The sequence below is a fragment of the Pseudomonas parakoreensis genome (genome assembly GCF_021602155.1).
GTDB classification, from domain to species: Bacteria; Pseudomonadota; Gammaproteobacteria; order Pseudomonadales; family Pseudomonadaceae; genus Aquipseudomonas; species Aquipseudomonas parakoreensis.
In genome coordinates this window covers 1-20259 of the sequence record NZ_BQHY01000033.1, presented here as the reverse complement: position 1 = coordinate 20259, position 20259 = coordinate 1, and the positions used below count along the sequence as shown (strand labels likewise).

Below are 20259 nucleotides of genomic sequence, written 5' to 3'. Positions count from 1 at the left end.
AGCGGCAACATCAGGAACTGGGTGCTGGCACCAATCGTGTGCCTGAACCCGGAGCGGGAAGCGGTACTGCAGCAAACATCAAAGGCAGCGTGACACGCTCACGCGACAACTACCTTGAAAATCGCCGGGCTCCTACTAATGACACGAAGAAATTAGTTAGCGCGATGTCGCTTTTTTTTGTTGAAAAGGAGACGCCGTAGTTTTTAACAGTGAACATTGCTGATCAATTTCCTTTTGATTCTCGAAATATAATATATTCGTTAGTTTTTTAGCTTGTAAAATTTATTATTCACTTCAAGCCTGCCCAGCTCCATTAATGTCATGTGTTGAAGCAGGCGGCTGTCGATATGTTGCAGCTTGATATTAACATTGTGGCTGAGGACGTAATACATCACTACGCATTCTCAGCGCGGTAGCCTGGATGACCACTGGTGGAAAATGCTCCGCAGTTTTCCACCCTACAGGGACTTGATGGCTTTGTAGGGTAGACAACGCCTTCTTGTCCATCAGCTTTTGCGAGCGACAGCAATGGGTCGGACACACCATTGTCGACCGGCCGCTTTTGGCCGATTCAAGCCTGACGCGATAGACCGGACTCGGCCAAAAGCAGTCTTTGATTGGTGACCAAGCGGCCCTCGTGCGGGGGCAGTTATTAGGCCCAAAGGTCTCTAGGAAAGCCGGGGCTATTGATAGGGCCGGTTCACCTCTAGCATTGTGGTCAGGTGGTACTGATGAAGTCAGGTGGTGAGTCCACTCATGATCAACAGCGATGCACTCGGCCCTGCGAAAATTACATCGAGATTAGTGCCGGCTCAGTTAGCCGCGTGCTCAGAAAGCCCAGCTGGATCAATTACTCGAATATGCCGAAAACCGATCTTAATCAGTCCCGCCTTTTCCAGTTGTTTTAGCAGCCCGTTGATAGTCTGGCGGGAAGAACCAAGTATGGAGGCTAAATCCGCCTGAGAAACATTCAAAATAACTTCCTCAGAGCCTGTTGCCGGTGGTTGCAGCAACAACAGTTCTGCTAAACCTGTACGCAGCCGTTGCAGCGGCACGATCATCTGGCCATCGGCAAAGTGCCGCATAAAAGCGGCATAGCGCTTGGCAATAAAAAGTGTAATTGCCTTGCAATAGAGAGGTTCCTCTTCAAGGATTCGCTCGAATTGCTGCAGAGGCAGCATTAGTAATTGCACATTGGTATCGGCGATCACAGCCACATCGGCCTTTTCGCCTGTAATCAGGGCGAGGAAGTTGAACCAAAATCCTCTCTCGCCAATCATATAAAGCTTCTCCTCACCCTCGAATAGCAGCCGCGAAACCCGCACGCGCCCCTCAAGCACTACTGAGGCTGCAGTCGGTCGGCTGCCTTGGGCAGTGATCACCTGCCCTTTGCGATAGTGGCGCAATACGGAAGACTGGATGATTTTGTCTTGCACTTCCCCCGGCAAGCTTGCGAACCAGTCATCTGCCTCGCGCAGGCGGTAGATTGTCTGATGGGCTGCGTCATCTATGTTTTGCATTTGGAAACCTTGGAAACCTTGGAAACATCGATGTTGGGTCTTAACCACATTCGACAGTTTCCCAAGATATGGGATGCAGGGGAAGCCGAATTAACGGCTCGCAGCTAACAGCGGCACCACCCTATCCCGGTGCAGCAGCAGCAGGGCTAAAGACAGCAAGTAGTGCAGCCATTGGATGCCAGATAGCGGTCCGAGCATCTCTTCACCGGTTGCACCGGCCGCTAGACTAACGATGAACACTAGCGCCGCCCCGAGTGGCATTACCCGCCGCGTCACTAAGGCTGTGGCACAGATTAACAAGACAGAGCCAAGAGGCACCAGCATGCGCCAGGTGTCAAATCCCGACACGCTAATCACCACCCCGAAGCTCCCAACCAAGAGCGCGAAGCGCCCTGCGGCCGTGATGCGCTGAGCAACAGAGTCATCTGGCCAGCGCAGTGCAATGACCAGCAGCGGGAAACCTGCGCTGGCGGCAACCAGGCCGGTAAAGCGATGTGGGCCGGCGAACAACTCACCATACTGGTAATGCAGTGTACCAATCGCTGCCGCCAGGCCGATCAGGCCGCAACCAATGGCTAGAGCAGGGCGCTGGCGCAGCTGGACAAAGGCAATGGAAAAGGCAACCACAGCCAAGATCAAGTCGGAAATGGCATCGGCATTCATTGGGAAGTCCACAAAGCAGCAGGTTTGAAGGAAGTGCGGCTGAGCCATGCAGCGCTGCCTAGCATTACAACCAATAACATCAGCTTGAGTGCGATGGGCATACTAAAACCGAACCAGTCAGGTAGAGCAGCAAAGGCAATGCCCAGTCCTATGACACGGCACTGCTCAAAACGCCGTGCATTGGCACGTCCTTCCAATAGTGACGTGAGAGAGATTGCCGAAATGGCAAAGCCAGCGGCGTAGAGTGCCAGTAAGGTCTTCGGCAAGGTGTTGAGTAGCGTCAGAAAATGCATGAGGAACAACATTGCAAGCACCTGATGCACTACCGCATAGCGTTTGACCGCATCGGGTGTACACGGATCGTAATACTTAAACTGCGACGGCTCGTAAGGCTCGCTCGCCTCATCGTGCCAGCCACCAGGTGGTGCCAGCCAGACGCCAAGTTTAGCCCGCCAGCCCGGGGTGGCTTTGGATTTCTGCCAGAGCTCAATGTAGTAATGCATGTTGCCCCAGAATGGGTTAAGGCTCTGCAACGGTGTGCGCACGCCGTAGATGACCTTCTCGTCCTTGCGCTCCTCGGCGAAGGTACCGAATAGGCGATCCCAGAGAATCAGAATGCCCCCGTAGTTTGTGTCCATGCAGTAGTCATTTTGCCCATGATGGACGCGATGGTTTGAGGGTGTGACGAAGATGCGATCAAGCCAGCCCAAACGACCAATTACCTCGGTATGCACCCAGTACTGGTAAAGCAAGTCGATCAGCAACACCCCGGCAAACACGCTGGGCGGCACACCGGCCACTGCCATCGGTAGATAGAATATCCAGCCCAGAAGTGCGCTCGTCGAGGACTGGCGTATGGCTGTTGCCAGGTTGAAGTACTCGGAAGAGTGATGCGATACGTGCCCGGCCCACAGCAAGCCAATTTCATGGTTCATACGGTGATGCCAGTAGTAGAAAAAGTCGTAGGCCACAAGGGCTCCGACCCATACCCACAGGCTATCGCTAGGCAAGGTCGTGGCGCGGTAGGCTTCGAATACCAGAGTGTAAACGCCCAGTTTCGCCAACTTGGTGAACGCCCCAACCACCTGGCTCAATAGACCATATTGGTAGCTGCTGATGGCATCAGGTATGGAATACGCCGCTAGCCCGCGGCGGTGCGCCAGCCATGCTTCCAGCAAGGTGGTGGTTAAAAAAATCGGTATGGCAAACACGATCAGATTCATTGCGCGCGATCCTTTTCTCTCGACTCAAGAAAGTTGAGCGGCTGATGGCTTTCAGCGACTCAGCGACCAGGCAAGTTAGCACTCTTGACTGTGCCCACTTGTCGGCTCGGCGACAGGTTCTGCACGGCAATAGTGGCAACCTAGCTGACCACTCGTGCCGGGGCTCAGTGCTCAGTGCAGCCCTGGTGTAGTCCACTTCAAGGAGAATAAGCGTGAGTAAAGTAGTCGCAATTAGCGGTGGATTCGGTTGTCTAGGTATAGCGGTAGGCGAGGCGTTCGCGGCCAATGGTTGGCGGGTGGCCCTGATTGATCAGGCCAGCGTGCCGCGACCCCTGGCCGACACGGCGCGCTCTGAAAAACTGCTTATCGGCGCGGTCGATCTAACCGATCTGCACATGGCAAATTGTGCAATGCAGCAGGTGCAGCAGCATTTTCAAGGATTAGATGCGCTCATCAACGTGGCGGGTGGTTTTCGCTGGGAGACCATCGAGGGCGGCGATCTTGCGACCTGGGATTTGATGTATCAAATGAACGTGCGCACTGCCGCAACGGCTAGCATGGCCGCGCTGACACACCTGAAGAAAGCCGAAGCCGGGCGCATTATCAACATTGCAGCCGGAGCGGCCAGTAAGGCCAGCCTAGGCATGGGGGCCTATGCTGCAGCAAAGTCCGGGGTGATGCGCCTTACGGAGGCGTTGGCCGAAGAGTTGAAAGATCAGCGCATCACGGTCAATGCGATCATGCCATCGATCATCGATACCCCGCAGAACCGCCTCGATATGCCTGATGCGGATGCCACCCGCTGGGTTACGCCAGAGCAGGTCGCTAATGTGATCGTATTTTTAGCCTCTCAGGAGGCTAGTGCAATCACAGGTGCAGCTATCGCTGTAAATGGGCGGTGCTAATTTATTAGGCCGGCTGTCGACATAGCAGAGTGGCTGCCTAGAGCCGTTCTTCTCACCCAGGGTTCGCCCGATCCTAATGATCCTAATGATCCTAATGATCCTAATGATCCTAATGCGGCATGCGTGGCCTATGCGTGGGGAACTGACTGGTGTTGCCGGCGGAGAGCTAGCAGCCCTCGGTAGCAGGTCCCAAGTCCTTAGGGTCGACCACCACATACTTTGCCAAGGCGTGTGTCCGCAGCAGTTGTAAGCGACAACATTAGAAAAATACGCGCTAGAAAACCGCCCTATCCCTTGTGGTGCCCACACTATTTCGCTGCCTGGATACGGTATCCAAAATAAGGTTTGAATCCACCGATAAGGAGATGACCTTGAAGCCCTCATATTTGGCTAACGTCACAAGTTTTAGCGATGACCACTCTAATCCTGGCGGCCTCGCCTTCTCAGGCTAACTGGGATCAGGCGAATGCCTTCGAGGAAGGCCAGCAGCGTGTTGCCATCGGTAAGGATCCAATGCCAGGCCCTCGTTCGTGTTTTTGGCGCTACGGCCCGGTCAGTGGTGACCCCTACATCAACATCGCCTTCCCTGACGCCGGAACATTCTATTGGGGAGCAGCTTTCTCGGTGCCGAAGGGCGCGAAGCTGCATTTAGAGGGCAGTTTTCCGCATGCTCGCTATATGTCCCTAATCAGCTATGACCGTTTGGGTGCTCCTCTCGACTCAGTGGCCGACTACCTGATCGCGCCGAAGCCAGGTGCTAGCAACCCATATCTCTTCGGTGCAGACCGCAACAGTAAACAGCGCGGCTATAAAATCGAAGTGGTTAGCGAGCCGTTGAGCACTCCTATTCCATGGGGCGTTTACGGGGAGCCCGCAGAATTCGGAAAAAATCGTACGCTAACAGTTCAAGCGTCCCGGCCACGCCTGACTGTAGCTTGTTGACTGGTCAATCTGTCTCGCGGGTAAAGCGATAGAACAAGTTCGGCTCGCTGACCACGTACAAATACCCTTCATCGTCGATGGTTACGCCTTCGGCTTGGGGTATACCTTTCAGCAAACCAGCAAACCCCCTCGCCAAGGAGCGGAAACTCACCACCTTGCCCTCGTCGGTCATTTCAATCAGCAGTTTCGACTCGTCGCTGAGCAGGATCAGATGGCCGCTCTGTTGATCGAATACAACCGAAGACAAGTCAGTGGCAAACACCTTGTCTTTTACTAGGTTGGACATGTCGCGGACGTGCAGGGAAACGCCTCCTTCCAGGCTGGCACGAAGGCCGCTCACTTCCAGTAATTGCCGGGGGTCACGCTCCTTGGTCACAAACAAACGATCACCTTTTAGGTCGTAGGCGAGCCCTTCAAGGCCTTTGTTGTCCTCCTTGCCAAGCGCCAAGGTTAGCGCTGAATACTGGTCTAGCCTCAATGGTCGATCAGGAGAAAGCTTACCGTATTCGTCGATGGGGATATCCACGATAACCAGGCTCTGCCGCCGCTCTTCGGCAATGACCAGTTGACCGTTGCCGGCATAGGACACCGCTTCCACGTCGTGGAAGCCATCCAGGCTGTAACGTCGCTCCACGTCACCGTCACGACTGAGGGCCAGCAGCTCGTTCGGGCCATTGGTAACCGCCCACAGCAGATTTAGGTCAGGATCGAAGGTCAGGCCCGAAAGGTTGTTGTCCACACCGGGAACCGCCTTAGCATCCAGCTCAACCCGATAGCCAGGCAGCCACACAGAGCGCTCCTGCCAATCGTCTGTGTGCCAGTGGGTCTTGATCCAAAAGTACAGACGATCATCAAGGTGATGAGTACGTACTTGGAATACGGTGAGCAACACAAGGCATACAAGCGCCCACATCCAAACACTTACTTTCCGTGTTCGGCCCAGCCAGTTTTTAGCCATCAAATACATTAGAAGCCTCGTTAAATCAGACTGACGCCACGAGCCGTGATGGTTTCAACCCGACTCGGCGCGGCTGGCACAGGTGATACACAACGGCGTGGCCGGATCGAACTCCAGACGGCCCGAGGCGATCAACTCGCCGCATTGGTTACACCAGCCATAGTCGCCCTCGTGCCAGCGCTTGAGGGCCAGTTGGAGACGGACACGTTCATGCCGTGCACGACTGCGGATCGCATCGTTCATCGCTTGTTGCTGGAGTGCGTCCATTCTCGATAGACGCCCCACCTTGCTTTGATCCAGCTCTACCGATTGCGAGCGAGACTCAGCGTCTCCCAGCAATCGATCCAGCTCGGCAGCCCGCTGTTCCAGTAGGGTCTTGAAATGGGCAAGATCGAGGGCGTCGTCCAGGCTCATTAGCGCAGCAGTAACAGCGGACTGGTGGTGGTACGGAGCATGCTGGTAGTGGTGCTGCCGACCAGGAACTGCCGGATACGTGAGTGTCCATAAGCCCCCATCACTAGCAGATCGATGCCATGCTCTTTCTGATAGGCGTGCAGGGTACGTTCTATTTCACCGCTCCGAGTCTCAGCGCGAACGGTAAATCCGGCGTTGATCAGCACTTTCTGCGCCCAGTCCAGCTGCGCGGACGCTTCGTCGTTCACGGGCCCAACCATGACCAGATGGATCGGCAGCCCCTTCAGCAGCGGGCTGGCTGCCAGCATCTCCACACCCTTGCGGGTTGTAGCGCCGCCATCGAATGCCAGCATCGCGCTCTTGGGCTTTTGGAAGTTGGCCGGGGTGACCAGGATTGGCCGGTGCATGATACGAATAACGCTTTCCAGCTGGCTTCCGACATGCTGACTCAGACCGCCACTAGACTCGCCCTGGCGACCGATAACCAGCAAGCGCGTTTCACTTTGCAGCTCTTGCAAGCTCTCCAGTAAATCGCCATGTCGCTGCTTGGACTCCGGTGCGCGCACACCATCATTCACGGCCCGTTCTTTCGCGGCTGCAAGCATGATTCGCCCTTGTTCAAGGGCCAACTTGCCGCGCTGTTCATCCAGGGAAGCAAGCTCATCAAGCAGGTGCTCGCGGCTGCCAAGGCCAATGTTGCCACTCAAATCTGCTGCAACCGGATACTGGCGCTGATCCAGCACATGCAGGAAGGTCAGCGGCGCTTCCAGGCTCAGACTGGCCCAGGCCGCGTAGTCGCAAACAGCTGGAGCCGAGGTGGAACCGTCGATACAGGCAATTACGTGGGTCATTGTTGTTCTCCTTCTCAGTGGCCCATGAGTTGATCAATGGCGTCAGGTTTATCGTGAACACCAAAGCGATCCACGATAGTGGCGCTGGCCTCGTTTAAGCCCAGCACTTCGACTTCAGTACCTTCACGGCGGAACTTAATGACTACCTTGTCCAGGGCTGCAACAGCGGTGATATCCCAGAAGTGTGCACGATTCAGGTCGATGGTTACCTTGTTCAGGGCTTCCTTGAAGTCGAAGGCTGCGACGAACTTGTCAGCCGAGCTGAAGAACACCTGACCGGTGACGTTATAGCTACGATGCTCGCCGGCTTCGTCCAGCGAAGAACTGATCGCCATGTAATGGCCAACCTTGTTGGCGAAGAACATCGCAGCCAGTAGCACGCCGGCTAACACGCCGAAGGCCAGGTTGTGGGTGGCCACCACGACCACCACGGTGACGACCATGACAATGTTGGTCGACAACGGATGCTTCTTCAGGTTGCGCAGCGAATCCCAACTGAAGGTGCCGATGGACACCATGATCATCACTGCCACCAGCGCAGCCATTGGGATCTGCTTCAGCCAGTCGCCGAGGAAAACCACCATCAGCAGCAGAAATACGCCTGCGGCAAGAGACGACAGGCGAGAACGACCGCCGGATTTCACGTTAATGATCGACTGACCAATCATCGCGCAGCCAGCCATACCGCCGATCAGACCCGAAGCAATGTTGGCCACGCCCTGGCCCTTGCACTCGCGGTTCTTGTCACTCGGGGTGTCGGTCAGGTCGTCGACAATGGTCGCGGTCATCATCGACTCCAACAGACCGACCACAGCCAGTGCTGCCGAATAAGGAAAGATGATGGCCAGCGTCTCGAATGTCAGCGGCACATCAGGCCAGAGGAAGATCGGTAGCGTATCCGGCAGTTCACCCATATCACCGACCGTGCGGATATCCAGACCAACCGACATGGCGACGGCGGTCAGCACGATGATGCACACCAGCGGCGATGGGATGAGCTTGCCGATCTTGGGGACATAGGGGAACAGATAGATGATGCCGAGGCCTGCGGCTGTCATGGCGTAGACGTGCCAGGTGACATTAGTCAGCTCGGGCAGCTGAGCCATGAAAATCAGGATCGCCAGTGCATTGACAAAACCGGTCACCACCGAGCGCGAGACGAAGCGCATCAGCGATCCGAGCTTCAGGTAGCCAGCAGCAATTTGTAGCACGCCACATAGCAGCGTGGCGGCCAGCAGATATTCAAGACCATGGTTCTTGACCAGAGTCACCATCAGCAGTGCCATGGCACCCGTTGCGGCCGAAATCATGCCTGGGCGGCCACCGACAAAGGCGATCACCACAGCGATACAGAAAGAGGCGTAAAGGCCGACCTTAGGGTCAACGCCAGCAATGATCGAGAAGGCGATGGCTTCAGGGATTAGGGCCAGTGCGACCACAAGACCGGCGAGGATGTCGCCACGGATGTTGGATAACCAGGTTTGTTTTAACGAGTGGAGCATCAGAATTCCCAAGGCAATGGATCGCGCAGCACAGCATGGCGCAGGCCAAGTGCAGCTGGTCGATACGAGGTCAAATGTCGGATGTAGAGGAGCTGTGGCGGGTGTTAAAACCTAAAGCACAGCAGAAAGCGACCGCTGGCAGAGCAAGCAGTCACAGATGATGCGGGGGGGCGAAGCGCTATGGCGGCGTAGGCAGCCAGATCATGTTTTGCAGGGTAAGCATGAGGTCTTATCGAGTGTCTTTAGTAACTCAATGGCCGCAACAGTCTACAGGAAGAGGGCAATTTCTGCGAGTCACCCCCGGACTAGGGCGTCCTGTTTGGATGTCAGCCTGAGCTATACCCTAACTGTGTCATTTTCAGAAGACGACTGCACCAGTTGATTGGGCGTAATGGCTGTTGTGCAGCCAGCTCCTGACAGTTCAATATCAGAAGTGATCTGCACCAATCTCGACTATGCTCAATACTCGTGTGCACCAAAGCGAGGTGAGCATGGCGACGGACACCCCACGGATTCCAGAACAAGGCGTGGCCACTCTGCCTGATGAGGCTTGGGAGCGTGCGCGCCGTCGTGCGGAGATCATCAGTCCGTTGGCGCAGTCGGAGACGGTCGGGCACGAAGCGGCCGATATGGCGGCTCAGGCGCTGGGCTTGTCTCGGCGCCAGGTATACGTTCTGATCCGGCGTGCCCGGCAAGGCAGCGGCCTCGTGACGGATCTGGTGCCCGGCCAGTCCGGTGGAGGTAAAGGTAAGGGGCGCTTGCCGGAACCGGTCGAGCGCGTCATCCACGAGCTACTGCAAAAGCGGTTCCTGACCAAGCAGAAGCGCAGCCTAGCGGCCTTTCACCGCGAAGTCACTCAGGTGTGCAAGGCTCAAAAACTGCGAGTGCCGGCGCGCAATACCGTGGCCTTACGGATCGCTAGCCTTGACCCGCGCAAGGTCATCCGCCGGCGGGAAGGCCAGGATGCCGCTCGTGACCTACAAGGTGTGGGCGGCGAGCCTCCTGCCGTGACCGCGCCGCTGGAGCAGGTGCAGATAGACCATACGGTCATCGACCTGATCGTGGTCGATGACCGCGACCGGCAACCTATTGGCCGCCCGTACCTGACCCTCGCCATCGACGTGTTCACCCGCTGCGTGCTCGGCATGGTCGTCACGCTGGAAGCGCCGTCTGCCGTTTCGGTTGGCCTGTGCCTCGTGCATGTCGCCTGCGACAAGCGCCCTTGGCTGGAAGGACTGAACGTGGAAATGGATTGGCAGATGAGCGGCAAGCCCTTGCTGCTCTACCTAGACAACGCGGCCGAGTTCAAGAGCGAGGCCCTGCGCCGGGGTTGCGAGCAGCATGGCATCCGGCTGGACTATCGCCCGCTGGGACAGCCGCACTATGGCGGCATCGTGGAACGGATCATCGGCACGGCGATGCAGATGATTCACGACGAACTGCCGGGAACGACCTTCTCCAACCCTGACCAGCGCGGCGACTACGATTCCGAAAACAAGGCCGCCCTGACGCTGCGCGAGCTAGAGCGCTGGCTCACATTGGCGGTCGGCACCTACCACGGTTCGGTGCACAACGGCCTGCTCCAACCGCCGGCCGCGCGCTGGGCCGAGGCCGTGGCGCGTGTCGGCGTACCGGCCGTCGTCACACGCGCTACTTCGTTCCTGGTCGATTTTCTGCCGATCCTCCGGCGCACGCTGACCCGCACCGGCTTTGTCATCGACCACATCCACTACTACGCCGATGCGCTCAAGCCGTGGATTGCGCGGCGTGAACGCTGGCCGTCCTTTCTGATCCGGCGCGATCCGCGCGACATCAGCCGTATCTGGGTCCTGGAACCGGAGGGACAGCATTACCTGGAAATTCCCTACCGTACCTTGTCGCATCCGGCTGTCACCCTCTGGGAACAACGGCAGGCGCTGGCGAAACTGCGGCAGCAAGGGCGCGAACAGGTGGATGAGTCGGCGCTGTTCCGCATGATCGGCCAGATGCGTGAGATTGTGACCAGCGCGCAGAAGGCCACACGCAAGGCGCGGCGTGACGCGGATCGCCGCCAGCACCTCAAGACATCAGCTCGGCCGGACAAGCCCGTTCCGCCGGATACGGATATTGCCGACCCGCAGGCAGACAACTTGCCACCCGCCAAACCGTTCGACCAGATTGAGGAGTGGTAGCCGTGGACGAATATCCCATCATCGACCTGTCCCACCTGCTGCCGGCGGCCCAGGGCTTGGCCCGTCTTCCGGCGGACGAGCGCATCCAGCGCCTTCGCGCCGACCGCTGGATCGGCTATCCGCGCGCAGTCGAGGCGCTGAACCGGCTGGAAGCCCTTTATGCGTGGCCAAACAAGCAACGCATGCCCAACCTGCTGCTGGTTGGCCCGACCAACAATGGCAAGTCGATGATCGTCGAGAAGTTCCGCCGCACCCACCCGGCCAGCTCCGACGCCGACCAGGAGCACATCCCGGTGTTGGTCGTGCAGATGCCGTCCGAGCCGTCCGTGATCCGCTTCTACGTCGCGCTGCTCGCCGCGATGGGCGCGCCGCTGCGCCCACGCCCACGGTTGCCGGAAATGGAGCAACTGGCTCTGGCACTGCTGCGCAAGGTCGGCGTGCGCATGCTGGTGATCGACGAGCTGCACAACGTGCTGGCCGGCAACAGCGTCAACCGCCGGGAATTCCTCAACCTGCTGCGCTTCCTCGGCAACGAACTGCGCATCCCGTTGGTTGGGGTAGGCACGCGCGACGCCTACCTAGCCATCCGCTCCGATGACCAGTTGGAAAATCGCTTCGAGCCGATGATGCTGCCGGTATGGGAGGCCAACGACGATTGCTGCTCACTGCTGGCCAGCTTCGCCGCTTCGCTCCCGCTGCGCCGGCCTTCCCCAATTGCCACGCTGGACATGGCTCGCTACCTGCTCACACGCAGCGAGGGCACCATAGGGGAACTGGCGCACTTGCTGATGGCGGCGGCCATCGTCGCCGTGGAGAGCGGCGAGGAAGCGATCAACCATCGCACACTCAGCATGGCCTGTCGACAACCTCTCGCGCAACCAAGACATCGCGGTCGGACTGCAAGTGATCTTGAAGCCACGGGCCCGTCCCACCCCGACATGGACCTCGATGCCCGAACGGACGTTAGATTTCGAGTTCTAGGCGTTCTGCGATGAAGGTTGGATCCCAGCCGGGATTGAAAGTGTCGACGTGGGTGAATCCGAGCCGCTCGTATAGGCCACGCAGGTTCGGGTGGCAGTCGAGCCGCAGCTTGGCGCACCCCTGCGTTCGCGCGGCATGGCGGCAAGCCTCGATCAGCGCGGAGCTGACACCCCGGCCCGCATGTGTCCGTCGCACCGCGAGCTTGTGCAGATATGCGGCCTCCCCCTTGAGGGCGTCGGGCCAGAACTCGGGATCCTCGGCCGACAAGGTGCAACAGCCGACGATGCCGTCGCTGCAACTCGCGACTAGGAGCTCGGATCTCAGGACGAAGGTCTCCGCGAATGTCCGGTCGATCCGCGCGACGTCCCAGGCGGGCGTTCCCTTGGCGGACATCCACGCCGCAGCGTCGTGCATCAGCCGCACAACCTCGTCGATATCACCCGAGCAGGCGACCCGAACGTTCGGAGGCTCCTCGCTGTCCATTCGCTCCCCTGGCGCGGTATGAACCGCCGCCTCATAGTGCAGTTTGATCCTGACGAGCCCAGCATGTCTGCGCCCACCTTCGCGGAACCTGACCAGGGTCCGCTAGCGGGCGGCCGGAAGGTGAATGCTAGGCATGATCTAACCCTCGGTCTCTGGCGTCGCGACTGCGAAATTTCGCGAGGGTTTCCGAGAAGGTGATTGCGCTTCGCAGATCTCCAGGCGCGTGGGTGCGGACGTAGTCAGCGCCATTGCCGATCGCGTGAAGTTCCGCCGCAAGGCTCGCTGGACCCAGATCCTTTACAGGAAGGCCAACGGTGGCGCCCAAGAAGGATTTCCGCGACACCGAGACCAATAGCGGAAGCCCCAACGCCGACTTCAGCTTTTGAAGGTTCGACAGCACGTGCAGCGATGTTTCCGGTGCGGGGCTCAAGAAAAATCCCATCCCCGGATCGAGGATGAGCCGGTCGGCAGCGACCCCGCTCCGTCGCAAGGCGGAAACCCGCGCCTCGAAGAACCGCACAATCTCGTCGAGCGCGTCTTCGGGTCGAAGGTGACCGGTGCGGGTGGCGATGCCATCCCGCTGCGCTGAGTGCATAACCACCAGCCTGCAGTCCGCCTCAGCAATATCGGGATAGAGCGCAGGGTCAGGAAATCCTTGGATATCGTTCAGGTAGCCCACGCCGCGCTTGAGCGCATAGCGCTGGGTTTCCGGTTGGAAGCTGTCGATTGAAACACGGTGCATCTGATCGGACAGGGCGTCTAAGAGCGGCGCAATACGTCTGATCTCATCGGCCGGCGATACAGGCCTCGCGTCCGGATGGCTGGCGGCCGGTCCGACATCCACGACGTCTGATCCGACTCGCAGCATTTCGATCGCCGCGGTGACAGCGCCGGCGGGGTCTAGCCGCCGGCTCTCATCGAAGAAGGAGTCCTCGGTGAGATTCAGAATGCCGAACACCGTCACCATGGCGTCGGCCTCCGCAGCGACTTCCACGATGGGGATCGGGCGAGCAAAAAGGCAGCAATTATGAGCCCCATACCTACAAAGCCCCACGCATCAAGCTTTTGCCCATGAAGCAACCAGGCAATGGCTGTAATTATGACGACGCCGAGTCCCGACCAGACTGCATAAGCAACACCGACAGGGATGGATTTCAGAACCAGAGAAAGAAAATAAAATGCGATGCCATAACCGATTATGACAACGGCGGAAGGGGCAAGCTTAGTAAAGCCCTCGCTAGATTTTAATGCGGATGTTGCGATTACTTCGCCAACTATTGCGATAACAAGAAAAAGCCAGCCTTTCATGATATATCTCCCAATTTGTGTAGGGCTTATTATGCACGCTTAAAAATAATAAAAGCAGACTTGACCTGATAGTTTGGCTGTGAGCAATTATGTGCTTAGTGCATCTAACGGGCGAGTTAAGCCGACCGCAGAATGCGGGTCGGCTTGACCGAAATGTTAGAGCCAGAAGCCAAAACGGATAACCGTAACTTGGCGACGGGCGCTAACTGCGAAAAGGCACGGTGCCACCGAGGCGGCACAGCACTACGAAAAAAATAGCTGCTCGCGCTTGCTACACAAGGGCCAGAGGCCAAAAAGACCACAAACCAGCGTAACGCCACCAGGCGAAGCCCAGAGAAACGGCAAACCCAGCGCTGCACAGCGTTTGAGAAACTGAATGCCGTTTGAATAAACATGGGCGAAATAAAGGAGGGTTTCAGTGGTACTAACGCCTGAATTAAGCCGCGCCGCGAAGCGGCGTCGGCTTGAATGAATTGTTAGACATCACTGGCATGGCACTAAGCAATTTAGTGGCTTCATGTTTCACGAAGTGAACGAACGCCGCCAACTGATCCGCGCGTGAGGCCAAGCAATCTTCTCCTTGTCCAAGATAAGCCTGCCGGGCTTCAAGCAGTACGGGCTTATGTTGATCTGGCAGACGCTCCATTGCCCAGTTGGCAACGATATCCTTCGGTGCGATCTTGCCGGTTGCTGCGCTGTACCAAATGCGAGACAAGGTAAGCACTACATTCCGCTCATCGCCTTCCCAATCCGGCTGCGAATTCCATAGTTTCAGAGTGTCGCTCAATGCCTTGAATAGATCGCCTTCCGGAACTGGGTTAAAGAAATCCTCTGCGGCCGAACCTGCCAATGCAAGGCTATGCTGCCTTACTTTAGTTAGCAGAATAGCCAGATCAACATCGGTTGTGGCGGGCTCGAAGATGCCCGCAAGAATGTCCTTACGCTGCCACTCCCCGAATTGCAGTTCCCGTCTGGCCGGATAACGCCAAGGGACAACATCACCATGCACGACGATGGTAACTTCCAAGGCGCGGAGAGCTTCACTTTGGCCAGGGGAGGCAGAAATTTCCAAGAGATCTACGACCAGGGCTTGTCGGACAGTCTCATCGAGCCGTGCAGCCACAGTAACCAGCAAATCAATATCACTGTATGGCTTCAGGCCACCGTCCAGTGCAGAGCCGTACAAATGCACGGCCAGCAACGTTGATTCCAGATGACGCTCGATGGCGTTGAGAGCCAGTGATAGCTGTACCGAAATCTCGGCGGGTACTGCGTTACTCATGATGTCTAACTTTGTTTTAGGGCGACTGCCCTGCTGCGTAACATCGTTGCTGCTCCATAACATCAAACATCGACCCACGGCGTAACGCGCTTGCTGCTTGGATGCCCGAGGCATAGACTGTACAAAAAAACAGTCATAACAAGCCATGAAAACCGCCACTGCGCCGTTACCACCGCTGCGTTCGGTCAAGGTTCTGGACCAGTTGCGTGAGCGCATACGCTACTTGCATTACAGTTTACGAACCGAACAGGCTTATGTCCACTGGGTTCGTGCCTTCATCCGTTTCCACGGTGTGCGTCACCCGGCAACCTTGGGCAGCAGCGAAGTCGAGGCATTTCTGTCCTGGCTGGCGAACGAGCGCAAGGTTTCGGTCTCCACGCATCGTCAGGCATTGGCGGCCTTGCTGTTCTTCTACGGCAAGGTGCTGTGCACGGATCTGCCCTGGCTTCAGGAGATCGGAAGACCTCGGCCGTCGCGGCGCTTGCCGGTGGTGCTGACCCCGGATGAAGTGGTTCGCATCCTCGGTTTTCTGGAAGGCGAGCATCGTTTGTTCGCCCAGCTTCTGTATGGAACGGGCATGCGGATCAGTGAGGGTTTGCAACTGCGGGTCAAGGATCTGGATTTCGATCACGGCACGATCATCGTGCGGGAGGGCAAGGGCTCCAAGGATCGGGCCTTGATGTTACCCGAGAGCTTGGCACCCAGCCTGCGCGAGCAGCTGTCGCGTGCACGGGCATGGTGGCTGAAGGACCAGGCCGAGGGCCGCAGCGGCGTTGCGCTTCCCGACGCCCTTGAGCGGAAGTATCCGCGCGCCGGGCATTCCTGGCCGTGGTTCTGGGTTTTTGCGCAGCACACGCATTCGACCGATCCACGGAGCGGTGTCGTGCGTCGCCATCACATGTATGACCAGACCTTTCAGCGCGCCTTCAAACGTGCCGTAGAACAAGCAGGCATCACGAAGCCCGCCACACCGCACACCCTCCGCCACTCGTTCGCGACGGCCTTGCTCCGCAGCGGTTACGACATTCGAACCGTGCAGGATCTGCTCGGCCATTCCGACGTCTCTACGACGATGATTTACACGCATGTGCTGAAAGTTGGCGGTGCCGGAGTGCGCTCACCGCTTGATGCGCTGCCGCCCCTCACTAGTGAGAGGTAGGGCAGCGCAAGTCAATCCTGGCGGATTCACTACCCCTGCGCGAAGGCCATCGGTGCCGCATCGAACGGCCGGTTGCGGAAAGTCCTCCCTGCGTCCGCTGATGGCCGGCAGCAGCCCGTCGTTGCCTGATGGATCCAACCCCTCCGCTGCTATAGTGCAGTCGGCTTCTGACGTTCAGTGCAGCCGTCTTCTGAAAACGACAAACTGGATGTCAGGCAAGGCGCATCACGCCGTCAGAATAGAGTCCGCTTTCACATTCTTTGACACATGCTTGCCAAGGTCATAGATTTCAGCCTGACAAATTCAAGGCTTCGGGCGCAATGGAACCAAAAACCAACGCAAGCCCTGCCGCCCATCCAGCCCATGGAGGCATCTTGCAGGGACAACGCATCGGTTACGTCCGGGTCAGCAGCTTCGACCAGAACCCGGAACGCCAACTTGAACAGGTCGAGGTCGGCAAGCTGTTCACCGACAAAGCCTCGGGCAAGGACACCCAGCGTCCCCAGCTGGAGGCCATGCTCGGTTTCGTTCGCGAAGGCGACACCGTGGTGGTGCACAGCATGGATCGCCTGGCACGAAACCTCGATGATTTGCGCCGCCTGGTGCAGAAGCTGACCCAGCGCGGTGTGCGCATCGAGTTCTTGAAGGAAGGCCTGGTGTTCACCGGCGAGGACTCGCCGATGGCCAACCTGATGCTGTCGGTCATGGGGGCCTTTGCCGAGTTTGAGCGCGCCCTGATTCGCGAGCGGCAGCGCGAGGGCATCGCCCTGGCCAAGCAGCGCGGTGCCTACCGGGGCCGCAAGAAAGCCCTCTCCGACGAGCAAGCCATCACGCTGCGGCAGCGGGCCGCTGCGGGCGAGCCGAAGGCGCAGCTCGCCCGCGAGTTCGGCATCAGCCGAGAAACCCTCTATCAGTACCTTCGCAAGGACGACTGAACCATGCCGCGTCGCTCGATTCTCTCGGCTACGGAGCGCGACACCTTGCTTGCGTTGCCGGAAAGCCAGGATGACCTGATCCGCTACTACACCTTCAACGACTCCGACCTGTCGCTGATCCGCCAGCGGCGCGGCGACGCCAACCGCCTGGGCTTCGCGGTGCAGCTCAGCCTGCTGCGCTACCCCGGCTATGCGTTGGGCACCGACAGCGAGCCGCCCGAGCCGGTCATCCAGTGGGTGGCCAAGCAAGTTCAGGCCGACCCGGCGAGTTGGTTGAAGTACGGCGAACGCGACGTGACTCGCCGCGAGCACGCCCAGGAACTGCGCACCTACCTACAACTGGCCCCGTTCGGCCTGTCCGACTTCCGCGCCCTGGTGCGCGAGCTGACCGAGTTGGCCCAGCAGACCGACAAGGGCTTACTGCTGGCCGGTCAGGCCCTGGAGAGCCTGCGACAGAAGCGGCGCATTCTGCCGGCGTTGAGCGTAATTGATCGAGCTTGTTCGGAGGCCATTGCGCGGGCCAATCGCCGAGTCTACCGCGCCCTGGTCGAACCACTCACGGACTCGCATCGGGCCAAGCTGGACGAGCTGTTGAAGCTCAAGGCCGGCAGCAGCATCACCTGGTTGACCTGGCTGCGACAGGCACCGCTGAAACCGAACTCCCGCCACATGCTCGAACACATCGAGCGGCTGAAGACATTTCAGCTGGTGGACTTGCCCGAAGGCCTGGGCCGACACATCCACCAGAACCGCCTGCTCAAGCTGGCCCGCGAGGGTGGGCAGATGACGCCCAAAGACCTCGGCAAGTTCGAGCCGCAGCGACGCTACGCGACCCTGGCCGCCGTGGTGCTGGAGAGCACCGCGACGGTGATTGATGAGTTGGTCGATCTGCACGACCGTATCCTGGTCAAGCTGTTCAGCAGCGCGAAGCACAAGCATCAGCAGCAGTTCCAGAAGCAGGGCAAGGCGATCAACGACAAGGTGCGCCTGTACTCGAAGATCGGCCAGGCTCTGCTGGAAGCCAAGGAAAGCGGTAGCGATCCCTATGCCGCCATTGAGGCGGTGATTCCCTGGGACGAGTTCACCGAGAGCGTCAGCGAGGCCGAGCTGCTGGCCCGGCCGGAAGGCTTCGACCATCTGCACCTGGTCGGCGAGAACTTCGCCACTCTGCGCCGTTACACGCCGGCCTTGCTGGAGGTGCTGGAACTGCGCGCTGCCCCGGCTGCGCAAGGCGTGCTGGCAGCCGTGCAGACCCTGAGCGAGATGAACGCCTACAACCTGCGCAAGGTGCCGGCCGATGCGCCCACCGCCTTCATCAAGCCGCGCTGGAAGCCGCTAGTGATAACCCCGGAAGGCCTCGACCGGCGCTTCTACGAAATCTGCGCCCTGTCCGAGCTGAAGAACGCGCTGCGCTCCGGTGACATCTGGGTCAAGGGCTCGCGGCAGTTCCGCGACTTCGACGACTACCTGCTGCCGGCAGAGAGGTTCGCCGCGCTCAAGCATGCGCAGGCTCTGCCCCTGGCGATCAACCCGAACAGCAACCAGTACCTGGAAGAGCGCTTGCAGCTGCTGGACGAGCAGCTGGCCACCGTCACCCGCCTGGCCAAGGACAACGAGCTGCCCGATGCCATCCTCACCGAGTCCGGGCTGAAGATCACCCCGCTGGATTCCGCGGTGCCCAATACCGCGCAGGCGCTGATCGACCAGACCAGCCATTTGCTGCCGCGCATCAAGATCACCGAACTGCTGATGGACGTGGACGACTGGACGGGCTTCAGCCGCCACTTCACACACCTGAAGGACGGTGCCGAGGCCAAAGACCGGACATTGCTGCTGTCAGCGATCCTGGGCGATGCAATCAACCTCGGGCTGACCAAGATGGCCGAGTCGAGCCCCGGCCTGACCTACGCCAAGCTGTCCTGGCTGCAAGCCTGGCACATCCGAGACGAAACCTACTCGGCGGCCCTGGCCGAGCTGGTCAACCACCAGTACCGTCATACCTTCGCCGCTCACTGGGGCGACGGCACGACCTCTTCTTCCGATGGCCAGCGCTTCCGGGCGGGTGGTCGAGGCGAAAGCACCGGCCACGTCAACCCGAAGTACGGCAGCGAGCCGGGGCGGCTGTTCTACACCCACATCTCCGACCAGTACGCACCGTTCAGCACCCGCGTGGTGAATGTCGGCGTGCGCGACTCTACCTATGTGCTCGACGGTCTGCTGTACCACGAGTCCGACTTGCGGATCGAGGAGCACTACACTGACACGGCTGGCTTCACCGATCATGTCTTCGCCCTGATGCACCTGCTGGGCTTCCGCTTCGCACCGCGCATCCGCGACCTCGGAGAAACCAAGCTGTATGTTCCGAATAGCGTCCAGGACTACCCGACATTGCGCCCAATGGTTGGCGGCACCCTGAACATCAAGCACGTCCGCGCCCATTGGGACGACATCCTGCGCCTGGCCAGCTCGATCAAGCAGGGCACGGTCACCGCCTCGCTGATGCTGCGCAAGCTCGGCAGCTATCCGCGCCAGAACGGCCTGGCCGTGGCCCTGCGCGAGCTGGGCCGGATCGAGCGCACGCTTTTCATCCTCGATTGGTTGCAAAGCGTCGAGCTGCGCCGGCGCGTGCATGCTGGACTGAACAAGGGCGAAGCCCGCAACTCCCTGGCCAGGGCGGTGTTCTTCAACCGCCTCGGCGAGATCAGGGATCGGAGCTTCGAGCAGCAGCGCTACCGGGCCAGTGGCCTCAACCTGGTGACGGCCGCCATCGTGTTGTGGAACACGGTGTACTTGGAGCGCGCCACCCAGGCGATGGGCGATGCGGGGAAGTCGGTGGATGGTGAGCTGCTGCAATACCTGTCGCCGCTGGGGTGGGAGCACATCAATCTGACCGGCGATTATGTCTGGCGGCAGAGCCGCAGGCTGGAGGACGGGAAGTTTCGGCCGCTAAGGCTGCCCGGAA

The 20259-nt window shown here is 58.8% G+C and carries 20 protein-coding genes; 8 read left to right on the top strand and 12 right to left on the bottom strand.

The annotated features are described in order from the left end of the window. On the top strand, nt 1–200 hold a 200-nt coding region (locus tag L6D63_RS27580), incomplete at its 5' end, for a hypothetical protein (protein WP_236170466.1). Nucleotides 201–812: 612 nt separating this feature from the next. On the opposite strand, the gene L6D63_RS27575 is transcribed toward L6D63_RS27580, so the two are convergent. From L6D63_RS27575 to L6D63_RS27565, 3 genes are all read right to left on the bottom strand, one after another. After that, on the bottom strand, nt 813–1520 hold the full coding sequence (locus L6D63_RS27575; RefSeq protein WP_003090707.1) for a Crp/Fnr family transcriptional regulator: 708 nt from the start codon (nt 1518–1520) through the stop codon (nt 813–815). 90 nt (nt 1521–1610) lie between these two features. After that, nucleotides 1611–2183, bottom strand: coding sequence for a hypothetical protein (locus L6D63_RS27570; RefSeq protein ID WP_021219115.1), 573 nt, complete (start codon nt 2181–2183; stop codon nt 1611–1613). Beyond that, the gene (locus tag L6D63_RS27565; protein ID WP_003090706.1) at nt 2180–3406 is read right to left on the bottom strand and encodes a sterol desaturase family protein; all 1227 of its coding nucleotides are present in this window, start codon (nt 3404–3406) and stop codon (nt 2180–2182) included. The genes L6D63_RS27570 and L6D63_RS27565 overlap by 4 nt, the downstream gene beginning before the upstream one ends. A 212-nt stretch (nt 3407–3618) precedes the next feature. Here L6D63_RS27565 and L6D63_RS27560 point away from each other — a divergent pair, with 212 nt between their 5' ends. Both L6D63_RS27560 and L6D63_RS27555 read left to right on the top strand, forming a co-directional pair. Beyond that, nucleotides 3619–4311, top strand: coding sequence for an SDR family NAD(P)-dependent oxidoreductase (locus tag L6D63_RS27560; protein WP_021219117.1), 693 nt, complete (start codon nt 3619–3621; stop codon nt 4309–4311). Between the two features lie 411 nt (nt 4312–4722). Next, the gene (locus L6D63_RS27555; RefSeq protein ID WP_176601291.1) at nt 4723–5253 is read left to right on the top strand and encodes a hypothetical protein; all 531 of its coding nucleotides are present in this window, start codon (nt 4723–4725) and stop codon (nt 5251–5253) included. Nucleotides 5254–5257: 4 nt separating this feature from the next. Here L6D63_RS27555 and L6D63_RS27550 read toward each other — a convergent pair whose 3' ends face one another. From L6D63_RS27550 to L6D63_RS27535, 4 genes are read right to left on the bottom strand one after another with little or no spacing between them, the layout of a single operon-like run. After that, a complete protein-coding gene (locus tag L6D63_RS27550) occupies nt 5258–6220 on the bottom strand; it encodes an SdiA-regulated domain-containing protein (protein WP_023104037.1) in 963 nt (320 codons plus the stop codon). Between the two features lie 45 nt (nt 6221–6265). After that, complete coding sequence (locus L6D63_RS27545) at nt 6266–6625, bottom strand: TraR/DksA family transcriptional regulator (RefSeq protein ID WP_003090764.1); 360 nt, start codon at nt 6623–6625, stop codon at nt 6266–6268. Further along, nucleotides 6625–7476 carry a universal stress protein gene (locus L6D63_RS27540; protein ID WP_003090760.1) on the bottom strand — a complete coding sequence of 284 codons (852 nt, stop codon included), beginning with the start codon at nt 7474–7476 and terminating at the stop codon, nt 6625–6627. The genes L6D63_RS27545 and L6D63_RS27540 overlap by 1 nt, the downstream gene beginning before the upstream one ends. A 14-nt stretch (nt 7477–7490) precedes the next feature. Further along, complete coding sequence (locus tag L6D63_RS27535) at nt 7491–8978, bottom strand: SulP family inorganic anion transporter (protein WP_003090759.1); 1488 nt, start codon at nt 8976–8978, stop codon at nt 7491–7493. A gap of 491 nt (nt 8979–9469) precedes the next feature. Here L6D63_RS27535 and L6D63_RS27525 point away from each other — a divergent pair, with 491 nt between their 5' ends. Together L6D63_RS27525 and L6D63_RS27520 are read left to right on the top strand one after the other, a co-directional pair. Then, complete coding sequence (locus L6D63_RS27525; RefSeq protein ID WP_000179844.1) at nt 9470–11149, top strand: Mu transposase C-terminal domain-containing protein; 1680 nt, start codon at nt 9470–9472, stop codon at nt 11147–11149. Nucleotides 11150–11151: 2 nt separating this feature from the next. Further along, on the top strand, nt 11152–12144 hold the full coding sequence (locus L6D63_RS27520) for a TniB family NTP-binding protein (RefSeq protein ID WP_001381192.1): 993 nt from the start codon (nt 11152–11154) through the stop codon (nt 12142–12144). Here L6D63_RS27520 and L6D63_RS27515 read toward each other — a convergent pair. The 5 genes from L6D63_RS27515 to L6D63_RS27495 form a co-directional block, all read right to left on the bottom strand. Further along, complete coding sequence (locus L6D63_RS27515) at nt 12113–12613, bottom strand: GNAT family N-acetyltransferase (RefSeq protein ID WP_000376623.1); 501 nt, start codon at nt 12611–12613, stop codon at nt 12113–12115. The two genes, L6D63_RS27520 and L6D63_RS27515, sit on opposite strands and share 32 nt — an antisense overlap. A 127-nt stretch (nt 12614–12740) precedes the next feature. Next, nucleotides 12741–13580 (bottom strand): sulfonamide-resistant dihydropteroate synthase Sul1, encoded by an 840-nt coding sequence (gene sul1 / locus L6D63_RS27510; protein WP_000259031.1) that lies wholly within the window; start codon nt 13578–13580, stop codon nt 12741–12743. Next, nucleotides 13574–13921 (bottom strand): quaternary ammonium compound efflux SMR transporter QacE delta 1, encoded by a 348-nt coding sequence (locus tag L6D63_RS27505; RefSeq protein ID WP_000679427.1) that lies wholly within the window; start codon nt 13919–13921, stop codon nt 13574–13576. The genes sul1 and L6D63_RS27505 overlap by 7 nt, the downstream gene beginning before the upstream one ends. Before the next feature lie 116 nt (nt 13922–14037). Continuing rightward, entirely contained in the window at nt 14038–14316 is a 279-nt protein-coding gene (locus L6D63_RS27500) for a DUF1010 domain-containing protein (protein WP_108092422.1), read from the bottom strand. Nucleotides 14317–14357: 41 nt separating this feature from the next. Then, nucleotides 14358–15203 carry an ANT(3'')-Ia family aminoglycoside nucleotidyltransferase AadA6 gene (locus tag L6D63_RS27495; protein WP_022675713.1) on the bottom strand — a complete coding sequence of 282 codons (846 nt, stop codon included), beginning with the start codon at nt 15201–15203 and terminating at the stop codon, nt 14358–14360. A 145-nt stretch (nt 15204–15348) separates the two neighbouring features. Between L6D63_RS27495 and intI1 the strand changes: the two genes are divergently transcribed. From intI1 to L6D63_RS27480, 3 genes are all read left to right on the top strand, one after another. After that, on the top strand, nt 15349–16362 hold the full coding sequence (intI1, locus tag L6D63_RS27490; RefSeq protein WP_000845048.1) for a class 1 integron integrase IntI1: 1014 nt from the start codon (nt 15349–15351) through the stop codon (nt 16360–16362). Between the two features lie 374 nt (nt 16363–16736). Next, nucleotides 16737–17297 carry a recombinase family protein gene (locus L6D63_RS27485; protein ID WP_003090771.1) on the top strand — a complete coding sequence of 187 codons (561 nt, stop codon included), beginning with the start codon at nt 16737–16739 and terminating at the stop codon, nt 17295–17297. A 3-nt stretch (nt 17298–17300) separates the two neighbouring features. Next, the coding region (locus L6D63_RS27480; protein WP_236170465.1) for a Tn3 family transposase at nt 17301–20259 on the top strand (2959 nt) is incomplete at its 3' end.

Excerpts from the sequence above, each read along its gene's own strand:
- L6D63_RS27550 (WP_023104037.1), bottom strand. The coding sequence starts at position 6,220 with ATGTATTTGATGGCTAAAAACTGGCTGGGCCGAACACGGAAAGTAAGT.
- L6D63_RS27545 (WP_003090764.1), bottom strand. The coding sequence starts at position 6,625 with ATGAGCCTGGACGACGCCCTCGATCTTGCCCATTTCAAGACCCTACTG.
- L6D63_RS27515 (WP_000376623.1), bottom strand. The coding sequence starts at position 12,613 with ATGGACAGCGAGGAGCCTCCGAACGTTCGGGTCGCCTGCTCGGGTGAT.
- L6D63_RS27505 (WP_000679427.1), bottom strand. The coding sequence starts at position 13,921 with ATGAAAGGCTGGCTTTTTCTTGTTATCGCAATAGTTGGCGAAGTAATC.
- L6D63_RS27570 (WP_021219115.1), bottom strand. The coding sequence starts at position 2,183 with ATGAATGCCGATGCCATTTCCGACTTGATCTTGGCTGTGGTTGCCTTT.
- L6D63_RS27500 (WP_108092422.1), bottom strand. The coding sequence starts at position 14,316 with ATGTTTATTCAAACGGCATTCAGTTTCTCAAACGCTGTGCAGCGCTGG.
- L6D63_RS27495 (WP_022675713.1), bottom strand. The coding sequence starts at position 15,203 with ATGAGTAACGCAGTACCCGCCGAGATTTCGGTACAGCTATCACTGGCT.
- intI1 (WP_000845048.1), top strand. The coding sequence starts at position 15,349 with ATGAAAACCGCCACTGCGCCGTTACCACCGCTGCGTTCGGTCAAGGTT.
- sul1 (WP_000259031.1), bottom strand. The coding sequence starts at position 13,580 with ATGGTGACGGTGTTCGGCATTCTGAATCTCACCGAGGACTCCTTCTTC.
- L6D63_RS27540 (WP_003090760.1), bottom strand. The coding sequence starts at position 7,476 with ATGACCCACGTAATTGCCTGTATCGACGGTTCCACCTCGGCTCCAGCT.
- L6D63_RS27565 (WP_003090706.1), bottom strand. The coding sequence starts at position 3,406 with ATGAATCTGATCGTGTTTGCCATACCGATTTTTTTAACCACCACCTTG.
- L6D63_RS27575 (WP_003090707.1), bottom strand. The coding sequence starts at position 1,520 with ATGCAAAACATAGATGACGCAGCCCATCAGACAATCTACCGCCTGCGC.
- L6D63_RS27555 (WP_176601291.1), top strand. The coding sequence starts at position 4,723 with ATGACCACTCTAATCCTGGCGGCCTCGCCTTCTCAGGCTAACTGGGAT.
- L6D63_RS27535 (WP_003090759.1), bottom strand. The coding sequence starts at position 8,978 with ATGCTCCACTCGTTAAAACAAACCTGGTTATCCAACATCCGTGGCGAC.
- L6D63_RS27525 (WP_000179844.1), top strand. The coding sequence starts at position 9,470 with ATGGCGACGGACACCCCACGGATTCCAGAACAAGGCGTGGCCACTCTG.